This window comes from Streptomyces laculatispora (assembly GCF_017353455.1).
Classification (GTDB): Bacteria; Actinomycetota; Actinomycetes; order Streptomycetales; family Streptomycetaceae; genus Streptomyces; species Streptomyces laculatispora.
The window spans coordinates 1-15,174 of sequence record NZ_JAFMPZ010000474.1 but is presented as its reverse complement, the minus strand read 5'-3'; the positions used below and the strand labels follow the sequence as shown (position 1 = coordinate 15,174).

The 15,174-nt window shown below is 69.9% G+C and carries 13 protein-coding genes and 1 tRNA gene; 2 read left to right on the top strand and 12 right to left on the bottom strand.

Annotated features, from left to right (window positions below):
• From J1C73_RS23470 to J1C73_RS23455, 4 genes are all read right to left on the bottom strand, one after another.
• A partial coding sequence (locus tag J1C73_RS23470) for an FG-GAP repeat domain-containing protein (RefSeq protein WP_207318162.1) occupies positions 1 to 331 on the bottom strand: 331 nt, incomplete at its 3' end.
• A 509-nt stretch (positions 332 to 840) separates the two neighbouring features.
• The gene (locus J1C73_RS23465; RefSeq protein WP_207318161.1) at positions 841 to 2,586 is read right to left on the bottom strand and encodes an FG-GAP repeat domain-containing protein; all 1,746 of its coding nucleotides are present in this window, start codon (positions 2,584 to 2,586) and stop codon (positions 841 to 843) included.
• 215 nt (positions 2,587 to 2,801) lie between these two features.
• Positions 2,802 to 3,488, bottom strand: a complete 687-nt coding sequence (locus tag J1C73_RS23460; RefSeq protein WP_123459807.1) for a TetR/AcrR family transcriptional regulator — start codon at positions 3,486 to 3,488, stop codon at positions 2,802 to 2,804.
• Complete coding sequence (locus J1C73_RS23455) at positions 3,485 to 4,459, bottom strand: acyl-CoA desaturase (protein WP_207318160.1); 975 nt, start codon at positions 4,457 to 4,459, stop codon at positions 3,485 to 3,487. The genes J1C73_RS23460 and J1C73_RS23455 overlap by 4 nt, the downstream gene beginning before the upstream one ends.
• A 343-nt stretch (positions 4,460 to 4,802) precedes the next feature.
• Here J1C73_RS23455 and ppc point away from each other — a divergent pair, with 343 nt between their 5' ends.
• Positions 4,803 to 7,532, top strand: coding sequence for a phosphoenolpyruvate carboxylase (ppc, locus tag J1C73_RS23450; RefSeq protein ID WP_207318159.1), 2,730 nt, complete (start codon positions 4,803 to 4,805; stop codon positions 7,530 to 7,532).
• A gap of 26 nt (positions 7,533 to 7,558) precedes the next feature.
• Here the strand turns inward: ppc and J1C73_RS23445 are convergent, their stop codons facing one another.
• The 6 genes from J1C73_RS23445 to J1C73_RS23420 form a co-directional block, all read right to left on the bottom strand.
• On the bottom strand, positions 7,559 to 8,029 hold the full coding sequence (locus J1C73_RS23445) for a hypothetical protein (protein WP_207318158.1): 471 nt from the start codon (positions 8,027 to 8,029) through the stop codon (positions 7,559 to 7,561).
• Between the two features lie 98 nt (positions 8,030 to 8,127).
• Positions 8,128 to 8,721, bottom strand: a complete 594-nt coding sequence (pth, locus tag J1C73_RS23440; protein WP_123459792.1) for an aminoacyl-tRNA hydrolase — start codon at positions 8,719 to 8,721, stop codon at positions 8,128 to 8,130.
• A 107-nt stretch (positions 8,722 to 8,828) separates the two neighbouring features.
• Complete coding sequence (locus tag J1C73_RS23435) at positions 8,829 to 9,419, bottom strand: 50S ribosomal protein L25/general stress protein Ctc (RefSeq protein WP_123459791.1); 591 nt, start codon at positions 9,417 to 9,419, stop codon at positions 8,829 to 8,831.
• 184 nt (positions 9,420 to 9,603) lie between these two features.
• Positions 9,604 to 10,578, bottom strand: coding sequence for a ribose-phosphate diphosphokinase (locus J1C73_RS23430; RefSeq protein ID WP_148019072.1), 975 nt, complete (start codon positions 10,576 to 10,578; stop codon positions 9,604 to 9,606).
• 120 nt (positions 10,579 to 10,698) lie between these two features.
• Positions 10,699 to 12,147, bottom strand: coding sequence for a bifunctional UDP-N-acetylglucosamine diphosphorylase/glucosamine-1-phosphate N-acetyltransferase GlmU (gene glmU, locus J1C73_RS23425; protein ID WP_207318157.1), 1,449 nt, complete (start codon positions 12,145 to 12,147; stop codon positions 10,699 to 10,701).
• 108 nt (positions 12,148 to 12,255) lie between these two features.
• Positions 12,256 to 12,327, bottom strand: a tRNA-Gln gene (locus tag J1C73_RS23420).
• A gap of 279 nt (positions 12,328 to 12,606) precedes the next feature.
• Here J1C73_RS23420 and J1C73_RS23415 point away from each other — a divergent pair.
• The gene (locus J1C73_RS23415) at positions 12,607 to 13,929 is read left to right on the top strand and encodes a sensor histidine kinase (RefSeq protein WP_124284204.1); all 1,323 of its coding nucleotides are present in this window, start codon (positions 12,607 to 12,609) and stop codon (positions 13,927 to 13,929) included.
• 123 nt (positions 13,930 to 14,052) lie between these two features.
• Here the strand turns inward: J1C73_RS23415 and J1C73_RS23410 are convergent, their stop codons facing one another.
• Positions 14,053 to 14,586, bottom strand: coding sequence for an SUKH-3 domain-containing protein (locus J1C73_RS23410; protein WP_207318156.1), 534 nt, complete (start codon positions 14,584 to 14,586; stop codon positions 14,053 to 14,055).
• A 10-nt stretch (positions 14,587 to 14,596) separates the two neighbouring features.
• Complete coding sequence (locus J1C73_RS23405) at positions 14,597 to 15,130, bottom strand: YwqJ-related putative deaminase (RefSeq protein ID WP_123459787.1); 534 nt, start codon at positions 15,128 to 15,130, stop codon at positions 14,597 to 14,599.
• Positions 15,131 to 15,174 lie beyond the last annotated feature (44 nt).

The window sequence follows — 15,174 nt, the reverse complement described above, 5'->3', positions numbered from 1 at the left end:
CCAATGGCGTCGCCGGCCGCGCCACCTGGTCCGGCACCGGCTGGCAGAAGTACAACCAGGTGGCGCGGCCGGCGACGCCATTGGTCACGGCCTGGTGCAGCGAGAGCTTCCCCGTCGCCGACAGCGTGAGGATTTCGGGCATGCCGTTGCCGTCCAGGTCGCCCGGCGTGACGATGTCCTTGGCCAACTCATTGGGCTCGTCGCGTTCGAGGAGGTACGGGAAGCCGCCCTGCCAACGGTTCTGGATGACGTTCAGCTCGCCGTCCAGAGTCCGGTACGCGAAGTCGCTCTGCCCGTCGCGGTTCACGTCGAAGCGTGGCTTGACGGTCACGGCCGACGCGCCCTCGGCACCCGCTGCCCGCGGCTTCTGCGCGGTGCGCTCCGGGAGGACGAGAGTCGGCTGCGGGGCCGGGTCAGGGGCCGGCCGCGGTGCGGCGCCGCGCGGTGCGGCCGCCGGGCCGTCGGCTGAGGCAGGGACGGCCAGCAGCATGCCGGCCGAGAGGACGAGTGCGGTGCAGGCCGCGATCCGCCGCCCGCGCTTCGTGCGCGCGGGAAGAGAACGGCCGGGTTCCACAGAAGACAAAGCCCCCCCAGGGGTAAGCGGTGGAACCGGGTGAAACGCCTTCATGGATGTGTCACATGTAGGGCGAAGTGTTCCCGGAATGTTCACAGACCCTATAGCTGTGAACACTGGGACCGCATTGGTTCAGTGCCGAATCAATGTCCTGGTCTGGCAACAACGCAGCCGGTGTCCGGCCGGGCGGGCCGCCGGCTGGAGACGCGGGAGCGCCCTGCCCCCGAGGAATCCGGGGACAGGGCGCTCCTCGCCGAACAGGACGCTCAGTACATGTTGTTGTAGATGTCCCAGCCGTAGCCGATCTTCACGCGCTTGGCGATCGTCCCGGTGCCGGTGGACGTGTAGAGGTACACGTCGCCCTTGCCGTCGACGCCGATCAGATCGGCCTTGCCGTCACCGTTGAGGTCGCCCGGTGCGGCGAACGTCTTGTACGTGTTGTAGCCGACGCCGATCTTGACGCGCGCCTTGAAGGGCGCGGAGGCCTTGCCTGTGCCCTTGTAGAGGTAGAGCGTGCCGCTCGGCGTACGGGCCACCATGTCGTTCAGACCGTCGCCGTTGAGGTCGCCGGCGCCGAAGATGTCGTTGTACGTGTCGTAGCCGTAGCCGTAGCCGACCTTGATCCTGGCGGAGAAGCCGGTGCCCGAGCCGTTGCCCTGGTAGAGGTACAGGTCGCCGGACTTGGTGCGAGCGAGCAGATCCCCCTTGCCGTCGCCGCTCATGTCGCCAGGACCCACGAGGGTGTCGTAGTCGCCCCACCCGCTGCTGACGGGCGCACCCTCGTTGTAGAGCGTGCCGTTGTGTGTCTCCAGCAGGTCGGCGTAGCCGTCGTTGTCGAGCGACGACGGGAAGCTGATGTCGGCGCCGGCCCAGCCGCCGCTGTCACTGGCCTGGACGCGGGCGCTGAGCGTGCCGTTGTTCTTCGTGTAGTACCAGTAGAGCGTGCCGCCCTTGGTGCGGGCCATCAGCTCGTTCTTGCCGAACGTCGGGTTGCTGCCCTCGCTCGCGAAGAGCGACGCCACGTGCCAGCCGGTACCGATCTGCGTCCGCTTGAGGAGGGTGCCGTCACCGGTGGACTCGTACGCGTAGAGCGTGCCGTCGGGCGTACGGGCCATCAGGTCGCCGAGGCCGTCGCCGGTCATGTCGTCGGTGGCGATGATCTGGTTGTACACGCCGTAGCCGTAGCCGACCTTGACGCGCTTCTTGTACGGCGACGCGGCGATTCCGGTACCCGCGTAGTAGTACAGGTCACCGGCGGGGGTACGGGTGTAGAGGTCGCCGATCCCGTCGCCGTCGACGTCGTTCGCGCCGACGATCTGGTCGTAGACGTTCCAGCCGTAGCCGACCTTGACGCCGGCCTTGAAGGGCGCGCTGTCGACGTTGCCGGTGGCCGCGTACAGGTAGATGTCACCGGACGGGGTACGGGCGAGCAGGTCGCCCCGGCCGTCACCGGTCAGGTCGCCCGCGGCGACGACCTTGTTGTACTTCTGCCAGCCGGTGCCCGACCAGCCGGCTTTACCGGAGCCGGTGGCGCCCGGGACCTGGTGGAGCGAGAGCCTGCCGGTCGCCGACAGGCTGAGCAGTTCGGGACTGCCGTCGCCGTTGAGGTCCCCCGGCGTGATGACGTCCTTGAGCCTCTCGTCGGGGTCGGAGGTGTTCAGGGTGAACCCGTAGGTGTCCGTCCCGTTCCCCGGAATGACGTAGTAGTGCCCGTCGATCCCGCGGTACAGGGTGTCGCTGTAGCCGTCGCCGTCCACGTCGAAACGCGGCTTGGCGGGAACAACCGCGGCCTTCGCGCCCTCGGCGGCCGCCGCCGGCGACTTCTGCGCGGTGCGCTTCGGCAGTGTCAGCGAGGGCTGCGCGTCGGCCGCGGGGACGCGGGGCTGGGTGGCGCCATGCGGTGCGGGCGCCGAGTCATCGGCCGAGGCCGGGGCCGCCAGCAGCGTGCCGGCCGAGAGTACGAGTGCGGTGCAGGCCGCGATCCGCCGCGCGCGCTTCGAGCGCGCGGGCACGGAACGGCGGGGTTCAGTGGAAGACAAAGCCCCCCCAGGGGTACGTGGTGGAACCGGGAGAAACGTCTTCACAAGTGCATTACATGCAGGGTGAATGTGTTCCCGGGATGGTCACAGACTCTACAACTGTGACCCCCGGGACAGAAGTGGTTTAGCAATGGATCAATGTCTCGGCTTGGACACGCCACGGCCAACCCCTCCCGTGCGCCGCCCGCTCAGTTCTTGCGGTGGCCGATCAGCCGCGGCTTGGACTCCAGGTTCTCCAGCCCGTGCCACGCAAGATTCACCAGGTGCGCCGCCACCTCGGCCTTCTTCGGCTTACGGGCGTTCATCCACCACTGGCCCGTCAGCGCCACCATGCCGACCAGCGCCTGCGCGTACAGCGGAGCCAGCTTCGGATCGAAACCCCGGGCCTTGAACTCCAGCCCCAGGATGTCCTCCACCTGGGTGGCGATATCGCTGATGAGCGAGGCGAACGTGCCGGTCGACTGGGCGACCGGCGAATCACGCACCAGAATCCGGAACCCGTCCGTGTACGTCTCGATGTAGTCCAGCAGCGCGAACGCCGCCTGTTCCAGCAGCTCACGCGGGTGCCCGGCGGTCAGGGCGCTGGTGACCATGTCCAGGAGCTGGCGCATCTCCCGGTCGACCACCACGGCGTACAGCCCCTCCTTGCCGCCGAAGTGTTCGTAGACAACCGGCTTGGAGACCCCGGCACGCGCCGCGATCTCCTCCACCGAAGTGCCCTCGAAACCCTTGTCGGCGAAGAGGGTGCGACCGATGTCCAGCAGTTGCTCGCGGCGTTCCTTGCCCGTCATCCGCACCCGCCGGGCCCGCCGGGTCGAGGGTGCGCGGGATTTCTCGCTGCTTGTGCTTCCGTCGGTCGCCACATCATCAATCATGCCGCGTCGGCCTCCGCCGGGTGGCGCCGGGACTCGATACGGGCGGAGTCGGGCCAGCGCACATCGGTCGCCCAGCCCAGCTTCTCGAACCAGCGGATCAGCCGGGCACTCGAATCGATCTGCCCCCTCATCACGCCGTGCCGGGCACTCGTCGGGTCCGCGTGGTGCAGGTTGTGCCAGGACTCACCGCACGAAAGGACCGCCAGCCACCACACGTTCCCCGACTTGTCACGGGACTTGAAGGGACGCTTGCCGACCGCGTGGCAGATCGAGTTGATCGACCACGTCACGTGGTGCAGCAGCGCGACCCGGACCAGGGAACCCCAGAAGAACGCCGTGGCCGCACCCCACCACGACATCGTCACCAGACCGCCGACCAGCGGCGGGATCGCCAGCGACAGAATCGTGAAGGACAGGAAGTGACGGGAGATCCCGCGGATCGCCGGGTCCCTGATCAGATCAGGAGCGTACTTCTGCTCCGATGTCTGCTCCTCGTCGAACATCCAGGCGATATGGGCCCACCACAAACCCTTCATCAGGGCCGGCAGCGTCTCGCCGAAGCGCCACGGGGAGTGCGGATCGCCCTCGGCGTCCGAGAAGCGGTGGTGCTTGCGGTGATCGGCCACCCAGCGCACCAGGGGACCCTCCACAGCGAGCGAACCGGCCACGGCCAGGGCGATACGGAGCGGACGCTTCGCCTTGAACGAGCCATGGGTGAAGTAGCGGTGGAAGCCGATCGTGATGCCGTGGCAGCCGATGAAGTACATCGCCACCATCAGACCCAGATCGAGCCAGCTGACACCGCGGCCCCAGGCCAGCGGCACCGCCGCGACCAGGGCCAGGAACGGCACGACGATGAACAGCAGGAGCGCGAACTGCTCGATCGACCGCTTGTTGTCCCCGCCGAGCGTGGCGGAGGGAGGACCGTCGGCCGCCGGAGCGGCCTCGATCACATCGGGGCTGGTCTTCATGGGGAGTCCCCTGTGGGGTGAGAACGCAACGGGAAGCCGGGGCTACGCATGCGTAACCTACGGCGTCGTAAGTATGGCAGCGCGGAGCCCCGCCACAAGAGGGAGCGGCCGACCGGGCGCAGAGTGGCGTCTTACGGGGTAGGGGACACAGCGCGTACCCCGGAGGTACCCGCCGCCAACAGCGGACACCCTTCGGGGCGCGAACAGCACCGAAAGCACGGACACCTATCCTGGAGAGGTCGGACAGCGCGGTCCGCACTCTGCTTTCCCGGGGGTGGCGTGGCACCCGCTGCCAGCCGCGGTCCCGGATCCCGTGCTCAACCACTGCAAGGAGCCGCACACTGTGAGCAGTGCCGACCAGACCCCTGCCGCCAGCCCCGAGCTGCGCGCCGACATCCGCCGCCTCGGTGACCTGCTGGGCGAGACCCTCGTACGCCAGGAGGGCCAGGAGCTCCTCGACCTCGTCGAACGGGTCCGCGCCCTGACCCGCACCGACGGCGAAGCGGCGGCCCAGCTTCTCGGCGACACGGACCTGGAGACCGCCGCACAGCTCGTGCGCGCCTTCTCCACCTACTTCCACCTCGCCAACGTCACCGAGCAGGTCCACCGCGCCCACGAGATGCGCGACCGGCGCGCCGCCGAGGGCGGGCTCCTCGCCCGCACCGCCGACCGCCTCAAGGACGCCGACCCGGAGCACCTGCGGGCCACCGTCAAGAACCTGAACGTACGGCCCGTCTTCACCGCGCACCCCACCGAGGCCGCGCGGCGCTCCGTACTGAACAAGCTGCGCCGCATCGCCGCACTCCTCGAAACCCCCGTCATCGAGGCCGACCGGCGCCGCCACGACCTCCGGCTCGCCGAGAACATCGACCTCATCTGGCAGACCGACGAACTCCGTGTCGTCCGCCCGGAGCCCGCCGACGAGGCCCGCAACGCCATCTACTACCTCGACGAGCTCCACGCCAACGCCGTGGGCGACGTCCTGGAGGACCTGGCCGCCGAACTGGAGCGCGTCGGCGTCGAACTGCCCGCCGGCACCCGCCCCCTCACCTTCGGCACCTGGATCGGCGGCGACCGCGACGGCAACCCCAACGTGACGCCCGCCGTCACCTGGGAGGTGCTGATCCTCCAGCACGAGCACGGCATTACCGACGCCCTCGAACTCGTCGACTACCTGCGCGGACTCCTCTCCAACTCCATCCGCTACACCGGAGCCACCGACGAGCTCCTCGCCTCACTCCAGGCCGACCTGGAACGCCTCCCCGAGATCAGCCCCCGCTACAAGCGGCTGAACGCCGAGGAGCCCTACCGGCTCAAGGCCACCTGCATCCGGCAGAAGCTCGTCAACACCCGCGAGCGCCTCGCCTCCGGCACCCCGCACCGCCCCGGCTGCGACTACCTCGGCACCTCCGAGCTCATCGCCGACCTGGCCCTCATCCAGACCTCGCTGCGCGAACACCGCGGCGGCCTCTTCGCCGACGGCCGGATGGACCGCACCATCCGCACGCTCTCCGCGTTCGGCCTCCAGCTCGCCACCATGGACGTGCGCGAACACGCCGACGCCCACCACCACGCGCTCGGCCAGCTCTTCGACCGGCTCGGCGAGGAGTCCTGGCGCTACGCCGACATGCCGCGCGACTACCGGCAGAAGCTCCTCGCCAAGGAACTCCGCTCCCGCCGCCCGCTCGCGCCGACCCCGGCCCCGCTCGACGCCGCGGGCGAGAAGACCCTCGGCGTCTTCCACACCATCAAGGAAGCCTTCGAGCGCTTCGGCCCCGAGGTCATCGAGTCCTACATCATCTCGATGTGCCAGGGCGCCGACGACGTCTTCGCCGCCGCCGTCCTCGCCCGCGAAGCGGGCCTCCTCGACCTGCACGGCGGCTGGGCCAAGATCGGCATCGTCCCGCTCCTGGAGACCACCGACGAGCTCAAGGCCGCCGACGTCATCCTCGACGAGATGCTCGCCGACCCCTCCTACCGCCGCCTCGTCTCCCTGCGCGGCGACGTCCAGGAGGTCATGCTCGGATACTCCGACTCCTCCAAGTTCGGCGGCATCACCACCTCCCAGTGGGAGATCCACCGCGCCCAGCGCCGCCTGCGCGACGTCGCCCACCGCTACGGAGTGCGCCTGCGCCTCTTCCACGGCCGCGGCGGCACCGTCGGCCGCGGCGGCGGCCCCTCGCACGACGCGATCCTCGCGCAGCCCTGGGGCACGCTGGAGGGCGAGATCAAGGTGACCGAGCAGGGCGAGGTCATCTCCGACAAGTACCTCATCCCCGCGCTCGCCCGCGAGAACCTGGAACTGACCGTCGCGGCCACCCTCCAGGCCTCCGCGCTGCACACCGCACCCCGCCAGTCCGACGAGGCGCTGGCCCGCTGGGACGCGGCCATGGACACCGTCTCCGACGCCGCCCACGACGCGTACCGCAAGCTCGTCGAGGACCCCGACCTGCCCGCGTACTTCCTCGCCTCCACCCCGGTGGACCAGCTCGCCGACCTGCACCTGGGCTCGCGGCCCTCCCGCCGCCCCGGCTCGGGCGTCTCGCTCGACGGACTGCGCGCCATCCCGTGGGTCTTCGGCTGGACCCAGTCCCGGCAGATCGTGCCCGGCTGGTTCGGCGTCGGCTCCGGCCTCAAGGCGCTGCGCGAGGCGGGCCTCGACACCGTCCTGGACGAAATGCACGAACAGTGGCACTTCTTCCAGAACTTCCTCTCCAACGTCGAGATGACCCTCGCCAAGACCGACCTGCGCATCGCCCGGCACTACGTCGACACCCTCGTACCCGACGAGCTCAAGCACGTGTTCGACGTCATCGAGGCCGAGCACGCGCTGACCGTGCAGGAGGTCCTCAAGGTCACCGGCAACACCGAACTGCTCGGCACCAGCCCGGTGCTCCAGCAGACCTTCGCCATCCGTGACGCCTACCTGGACCCGATCTCCTACCTCCAGGTGTCGCTGCTGGCACGCCAGCGCCAGGCGGCCGAACGCGGCGAGGAAGCAGACCCGCTGCTCGCCCGCGCCCTGCTGCTCACGGTCAACGGCGTAGCCGCCGGACTGCGCAACACCGGCTGATCGACGCCGCCGCGGGTGCGGTCCCGTCACAGGGCGAAGAACGTCGCCACCAGCAGGACCGCACCCGCGATCCCGGCGCCCCACGCGATCCGCGGCAGCCGCAGACCGCCGCCGATCACCAGCGCCGCGAGAACCAGCGCACCGCCCAGCGGCAGCCACGCGTGCAGGAAGCCCGGCGTCCCCGTCCGCACGACCTCAAAGGTGCCCGGCTTCACGACGACGGGGAAACGGTCCCCCTTCTTCGCCGCCACGGACTTGTCGACCGACACCCGGGAACGCCCGGACCCGCCGTCCGACGGCACGTACGGCCCCGTGCAGACCTCGCTGCCGCACCCGGTGACCGTCATCGTGCCGTGCTCACGGCCCTTGGCCAGCACGATGTGATGCGCCGAGTCCCACGAGGACAGCGCACCCGCCACCAGCAGCAGCAGGACGACACAGCCGAGTGCGGCGGCGCGGCCGTAATGCAGGGCACGTTGGGAGGAGCTGCGCTTCATGGGGGCCGATCCTTGGCCAGCGCCCCGCACCCGGTCAAGCCGTGGCTGAAAACAGCATGATTACCGGTGGGTATGTCGGGATTCGCGTACGCCGGAGCTCAGGAGTTGTACGCGCTCTGCGCGCGCTCCAGACCCTCCGCCAACAGGCACTCCACCGAATCCGCCGCCCGGTCCACCAGGAAGCCCAGCTCCTTGCGCTCCGTGGACGAGAAGTCCTTCAGAACGAAGTCGGCGACCTGCATCCGGCCCGGCGGACGCCCGATCCCGAACCGGATCCGGTGATAGTCCGGCCCCATCGACTTCGTCATCGACTTCAGCCCGTTGTGACCGTTGTCGCCACCGCCCAGCTTCAGCCGCAGCGACCCGTAGTCGATGTCCAGCTCGTCGTGGACCGCCACGACATGGTCGAGCGGCACCTTGTAGAAGTCGCGCAGCGCCGTCACAGGGCCGCCGGACAGGTTCATGTACGACATCGGCTTCGCCACCACCACCCGGCGGCTCAGCGGACCCGGCGGACCGATCCGGCCCTCCAGCACCTGCGCCTGGGCCTTCGGCGCCCGCTTGAACTTCCCGCCGATCCGCTCCGCGAGCAGGTCGGCGACCATGAAGCCCACGTTGTGCCGGTTCGCCGCGTACTCGGGGCCGGGATTGCCCAGGCCCACGATCAGCCAGGGGTCGGTGGCGTCGGACATCGCGCTGGGTCTCCTCGCGTACGGGCGGGTCACGGACAGGGAAAACGGGGCGGCGGATCCCCCGGAGGGAGACCGCCGCCCCGTCAGTCAAGCAGGTGGCGCGAGGCTCAGGCCTCGGCGCCCTCGCCCTCGGCGCCCTCGGCGGACGGCTCCTCGGCCTGAGCGGCGACGACCGCGAGGACAACCGCGTCCGGGTCGGCCTCGGCCAGCACGGAACCGGCCGGCAGCGGGATGTCCTTGGCGAGGATGGACGCGCCGGCGTCCAGGCCCGCGATGGAGACCGTGACGGAGTTGGGGATGTGGGTGGCCTCGGCCTCGACGAGCAGGGTGTTCTGCACGTACTCCAGCAGGTTGCCGCCCGGGGCCAGCTCGCCCTCGACGTGCACCGCGACCTCGACGTTGACCTTCTCGCCGCGCTTCACGGTCAGCAGGTCGACGTGCTCGATGTTGCCCTTGAGGGCGTTGCGCTGCACGGCCTTCGGGATGACCAGCGCGTCCTTGCCGTCGATCTCCAGACCGATCAGGACGTTGGCGGTACGGAGCGCGAGCTGAAGCTCGTGAGCCGGCAGCGTGATGTGGACCGCTTCGGCGCCGTGGCCGTAGATGACGGCGGGAACGAGGTTGGCGCGACGGGTGCGGCGGGCAGCGCCCTTGCCGAACTCGGAACGGACCTCGGCGTTGAGCTTGATCTCGGCCATGACTGCACTCCTCGTAAGGTGACAAAACTGCGGTTGGTCACCCGGCCCACGACAGGCCTGCTACGAAGAGCGCGTCGATAACGGACCGCCGTACCTATGAGTACGGCCTCCCTCGCCGAGCAACTCGCTGAGTCTACCCGGCGGGGAGGCCGCACCCAAAGTGGATCTTCTGTGACGCTTTCGCCTACTGCTCCTCGAAGAGGCTCGTGACCGAACCGTCCTCGAAGACCTCACGCACCGCGCGGGCGATCGTCGGCGCGATCGAGAGCACCGTGATCTTGTCGAGCTCCAGCTCGCCCGGGGTCGGCAGGCTGTCGGTGAAGACGAACTCGCTGACCTTCGAGTTCTTCAGCCGGTCGGCGGCCGGACCCGAGAGCACGCCGTGCGTGGCCGTCACTATGACGTCCTCGGCACCGTGCGCGAACAGGGCGTCGGCGGCGGCACAGATCGTGCCACCCGTGTCGATCATGTCGTCGACCAGGACGCAGACCCGGCCCTTGACGTTGCCCACGACCTCGTGAACGCTGACCTGGTTCGGCACGTCCTTGTCGCGGCGCTTGTGCACGATCGCCAGCGGGGCGTCCAGCCGGTCGCACCAGCGGTCGGCGACGCGGACGCGGCCCGCGTCCGGCGAGACGATCGTCAGCTTCGAGCGGTCGACCTTCGCACCGACGTAGTCGGCCAGGATCGGCAGCGCGAAGAGGTGGTCGACCGGACCGTCGAAGAAGCCCTGGATCTGGTCGGTGTGCAGGTCGACGGTGAGAATGCGGTCCGCACCCGCCGTCTTCATCAGGTCCGCGATCAGGCGGGCCGAGATCGGCTCGCGGCCGCGGTGCTTCTTGTCCTGGCGGGCGTAGCCGTAGAACGGCACGATCACCGTGATCGAACGGGCCGACGCGCGCTTCAGCGCGTCCAGCATGATCAGCTGCTCCATGATCCACTTGTTGATCGGAGCCGTGTGGCTCTGGATCAGGAAGCAGTCGGCGCCGCGGGCGGACTCCTGGAATCGGACGTAGATCTCACCGTTGGCGAAATCGAAGGCCTTCGTCGGCACGAGGCCGACACCCAGTTGGTGTGCAACCTCCTCGGCCAGCTCGGGGTGGGCGCGGCCGGAGAAGAACATCAGTTTCTTCTCGCCGGTCGTCTTGATCCCGGTCACAGCACAGTCTCCTCAGACGTGTTCCTGGCGCTGCACGCAGATGTCCCGATGTGCAACGAGCCAGCCGAAATGGGGTGAGCATCTATCACGGTACGCCGTGCGCGACGCGCCTGATTCCGGTCAGCTTTCGCCGCCGGCCTCCTCCGTCGCGGACTGAGCCGCCTGCGCGGCGGCACTTCCCGGACGCTTCCTGGCCACCCAACCCTCGATATTCCTTTGCTGGCCGCGGGCCACGGCCAGCGAACCGGACGGCACGTCCTTCGTGATGACCGACCCGGCCGCGGTATAGACACCGTCCCCGACCGTGACGGGAGCCACAAACATATTGTCCGACCCGGTACGGCAGTGCGAGCCGATCGTCGTGTGGTGCTTGGCCACACCGTCGTAGTTCACGAACACGCTCGCGGCACCGATGTTGGTGTGATCGCCGATCGTCGCGTCACCCACGTACGACAGGTGGGGCACCTTCGTGCCCTCGCCGATCGTGGCGTTCTTCATCTCCACGTACGTACCGGCCTTGGCGTTCGCGCCCAGCCGTGTACCCGGCCGCAGATAGGCGTACGGACCGACCAGCGCGCCCGGACCCACCTCGGCCCCGTCCGCCACGGTGTTGTCCACCCGTGCGCCCGCTCCGACGACCGTGTCCGTCAGCCGCGAGTTCGGGCCGACCTCGGCGTCCTCCGCGAGATGCGTCGAACCCAGCAACTGCGTACCCGGGTGCACGATCGCGTCCCGCTCGTACGTCACGGTGGCATCGATCAGCGTCGACGCCGGGTCCACCACGGTCACACCGGCCGTCATCGCCCGCTCCAGCAGCCGCTGGTTCAGCAGCCGGCGGGCCTCGGCGAGCTGCACCCGGTTGTTGATCCCGAGGATCTCCCGGTGGTCGCCGGCGACCGAGGCGCCGACCCGGTGCCCGGCCTCGCGCAGGATGGACAGCACATCGGTGAGGTACTCCTCGCCCTGGCTGTTGTCCGTACGGACCTTGCCCAGCGCGTCCGTCAGGAGCTGCCCGTCGAACGCGAACACCCCGGAGTTGATCTCCCGGATCGCCCGCTGGGCCTCGGTGGCGTCCTTGTGCTCGACGATCTCGGTGACCGCGCCGGTCGCCGGGTCGCGGACGATCCGGCCGTAGCCGGTCGAGTCGGGGACCTCGGCGCTCAGCACGGTGACGGCGTTGCCGTCGGCGGTGTGGGTGGCGGCGAGCGCGGAAAGCGTTCCGCCGGACAGCAGCGGGGTGTCGCCGCAGACCACGATGACGGTGCCCGCGACGGTCCCGCCCAGCTCGTCGAGCCCGACGCGCACCGCGTTCCCGGTGCCCTTCTGCTCGGCCTGGTAGGCGGTGCGCACCTGGGCGTCCGCGGCGGTGAGATGGGCGGTGACCTGCTCGCTCGCGTGGCCGACGACCACGACGAGGTGCTGGGGCTCCAGCTCGCGGGAGGCGGCGACGACATGTCCGACGAGCGAGCGCCCGGAGATCTCGTGCAGAACCTTGGGGGTCTTCGACTTCATGCGGGTGCCCTCACCCGCTGCGAGGACGACGACGGCTGCCGGGCGTTCGGAGCTCACGGATATGTCCTTCGGCTTCGGGTGGTGGACATCCGCAGGATACCGGGGGGCATGGGGCCGGACATGAGTGCGGGCCCCGACCGGTGAGGTCGGGGCCCGTGCGCTGAGCTCCCCCACCAGGACTCGAACCCGGACAAATAGCACCAAAAGCTACTGTGCTGCCAATTACACCATGGGGGATTAATTCCGACGAAGCCGGACATTGGTCCAGGTTGCCGGATCGGCACTCAACACTATGCCGTACCAAGCCCCTTGTACGCGACGACAGAATCCGGCGCTCTTGGTCACGTGGGTGACGAGGCGGCCGTGACAGACGTCGCCGGTGTTTCCGCGGTCGGCCTTCGGGGCGTTCGATTCGCCGTTTCGGGCGATCGCCGATCGTTTCGTCCGCGTTCGAACGTGCGACGTGCTGTCCAGGTCACCCGAAAATGAGATGCGCCCGCCCGTACGCTGGATGCCATGACCGCAACGGGGGCAGACCGGGAAGCGGCGGGACCGACCACCCGCGGCTACTGGTGGTGGGAACGGCGACGGAGTGTCGCACTGGATGTGGGACTGGCGCTGTTCTCGGCGCTGGAGTGTGCGTTGGAAGGGGTGGAATTCGCGGGGGACACCGGGCTGCCGGTGCCGCTGGGGGTGCTTTTCGGGCTGTTGGCCGGGGCCGTCCTGCTGGTGCGCCGGCGGTGGCCGATCGCCGTGGTGCTGGTGTCCGTCGCGACGACACCGGCCGAGATGGGCTTCCTGATGGGCCTGGTCGGCCTGTACACGCTGGCCGCGTCCGACGTGCCGCGGCGGATCACCGTGGTGCTGATGAGCATGTCGCTGGTGGGCACGTTCATCGTCACGTACGTGCGGCTGCGTCAGGGCGTGTCGGCCAGTGCCGACTTCGGGCCCGGCGACTGGTACGTCCCGATGCTGTCGCTCTTCATGGCGCTGGGGCTCACCGCGCCGCCCATGCTGTTCGGCCTCTACATAGGGGCCCGGCGCCGGCTGATGGAGAGCCTGCGGGAGCGGGCGGACTCGCTGGAGCGGGAGCTGTCGCTGCTCGCGGACCGGGCCGAGGAGCGGGCCGAGTGGGCGCGTACGGAGGAGCGGACCCGGATCGCCCGCGAGATGCACGACGTGGTCGCCCACCGGGTGAGCCTGATGGTGGTCCACGCCGCGGCGCTCCAGGCGGTCGCGCCCAAGGACCCGGCGAAGGCGGTGCGCAACGCGGCGCTGGTCGGTGACATGGGGCGGCAGGCGCTGACCGAGTTGCGCGAGATGCTCGGGGTGCTGCGCACCGGGGAGCCCATGGTGGCCCGGGTGACCAAGGTGCCGCTCGCCTCGGTCGGCCGGGTGGCCGCGGTGGAGGACGGGCCCCGGCTGCACGAGCTGGAGACGCTGGTCGGGGAGTCGCGGGCGGCGGGGATGACGGTGGAGCTCTCGGTGGAGGGCCGGACGCGTCCGTACGCGCCCGAGGTCGAGCAGACGGCGTACCGGGTCGTGCAGGAGGCCCTGACGAACGTGCACAAGCACGCGGCCGGCGCGAAGACATGGGTGCGGCTGGCGCATCGGGGGGCGGAGGTCGCCATGCAGGTGGAGAACGGTCCCTCGGACTCGGCCACGGCGGATGCGGGGCTGCCCAGCGGGGGCAACGGGCTGGTGGGGATGCGGGAGCGGGTGCTGGGCCTGGGCGGCGTCTTCGTCTCCGGCCCGACGGACGCGGGCGGCTTCCGGGTGTCGGCGGTGCTGCCGGACGCGGACGGCCCCGAGGTGAGTCCAAGCCCGTCCGGCGTTTGAGGACGGAACCTGGGCCGTGGGCGCCGGGGTTCCGCGTGCGCCCGCCCGCGACAGCTACCGGCCCCGGGCGGAGCGCTCTCGTCCTCAATCGCCGAACGGGCCCGATGCGGGCACCTGCCTGGGTCAGGCCGAGGTGAGGCGGGCGGGTTGGGCGCCCGTGACCAGGGTGGACAGGGCCTGGTCGATGTCCGGTCCGAGGTACCAGTCACCGGTGTGGTCGATGCTGTAGACCCGCCCCTCGGCGTCGATCGCGAGCACCGCCTGCCCGTCCCCTTCCTCCCCCAGCGGGGCGACCTCGGTCTCCAGGGCGCGTCCCAGGTCCGCCAGGGTCCGGGCCAGGTGCAGGCCGCGCAGGGGGTCGATCCGTACCGCCGCCGGTGCGATCTGGCGGCCGGGCGCGGTCGCGGTGAGGTGGAGGCCGCCGAATTCGGCCCAGGCCTCCACGGCTGACGGGAAGACGGCGTGCTGGTGGCCGGCCGGCGAGGCGTGCGAGCGCAGCGCGTCGGCCCACTCCTCGGCCTGCCGGATGTCCCAGCGGCCGGGCTGCCAGCCCGCGGCGCGCAGGGCGGCGTCGACGGCGACGGGGAAGCGGGTGGAGGCCTGGCGGTCGTGGTTCGCCGGGCCCGCCTGTTCGGGGAGTTCGGTTCGGTCGGCCATGGGGGCGCGGTCAGCCCTTCTCGGCGGTGGTCGCCGCTCCGGTCGTGGTGAGGTCGACGGGTCGTACGCCGAAGTGGGCGAGCATCACCGAGCAGGAGCGGCAGGGCGGTGCGTAGCTGCCGTGCAGGGGGTCGCCGTCCTCGCGGATGCGGCGTGCGGTGAGCCGGGCGTGCTTGAGCGCGCGGCGGGCCTCGCCGTTGGTGAGGGGCTTGCGCTGGGCTCGTTTGGAGCGGCCGGCCTCCGCGGCGGTGAGGTGCCGGGAGAGCAGTATCGCTTCGGGACAGCGGCCGGTGAAGCGTTCGCGCTGGCTGCTGGTGAGGGTGTCGAGGAAGTCCTGGACGAGGTGGTGCAGTACGGGCGGCTGGTCGCCCTTGCCCGCGGTGCAGGTGAGTGTCTCGCCGCGTACGGACAGCGCTGCGGCCACCGCGGGCAGGATGCCGTCGCGGCGGTGGGTCAGGCGGGGTGCGTGGCTGGTTTCGGAGCTGCTCCAGCTGAGTCGTGGGTCCCCGGTTGTGACGGTGTGTGCAGAGTGTGCGGTGTGCATGGTGCGTTGTCCCTCCCGTGCCCGCAGCGGCCGCTGCCGAATGT

Bases quoted from the DNA above. Each gene is read 5' to 3' on its own strand.
- J1C73_RS23455 (WP_207318160.1), bottom strand. From the start codon at position 4,459: ATGAAGACCAGCCCCGATGTGATCGAGGCCGCTCCGGCGGCCGACGGT.
- J1C73_RS23415 (WP_124284204.1), top strand. From the start codon at position 12,607: ATGACCGCAACGGGGGCAGACCGGGAAGCGGCGGGACCGACCACCCGC.
- J1C73_RS23460 (WP_123459807.1), bottom strand. From the start codon at position 3,488: ATGATTGATGATGTGGCGACCGACGGAAGCACAAGCAGCGAGAAATCC.
- pth (WP_123459792.1), bottom strand. From the start codon at position 8,721: ATGTCCGACGCCACCGACCCCTGGCTGATCGTGGGCCTGGGCAATCCC.
- J1C73_RS23410 (WP_207318156.1), bottom strand. From the start codon at position 14,586: ATGGCCGACCGAACCGAACTCCCCGAACAGGCGGGCCCGGCGAACCAC.
- J1C73_RS23435 (WP_123459791.1), bottom strand. From the start codon at position 9,419: ATGGCCGAGATCAAGCTCAACGCCGAGGTCCGTTCCGAGTTCGGCAAG.
- J1C73_RS23445 (WP_207318158.1), bottom strand. From the start codon at position 8,029: ATGAAGCGCAGCTCCTCCCAACGTGCCCTGCATTACGGCCGCGCCGCC.
- J1C73_RS23405 (WP_123459787.1), bottom strand. From the start codon at position 15,130: ATGCACACCGCACACTCTGCACACACCGTCACAACCGGGGACCCACGA.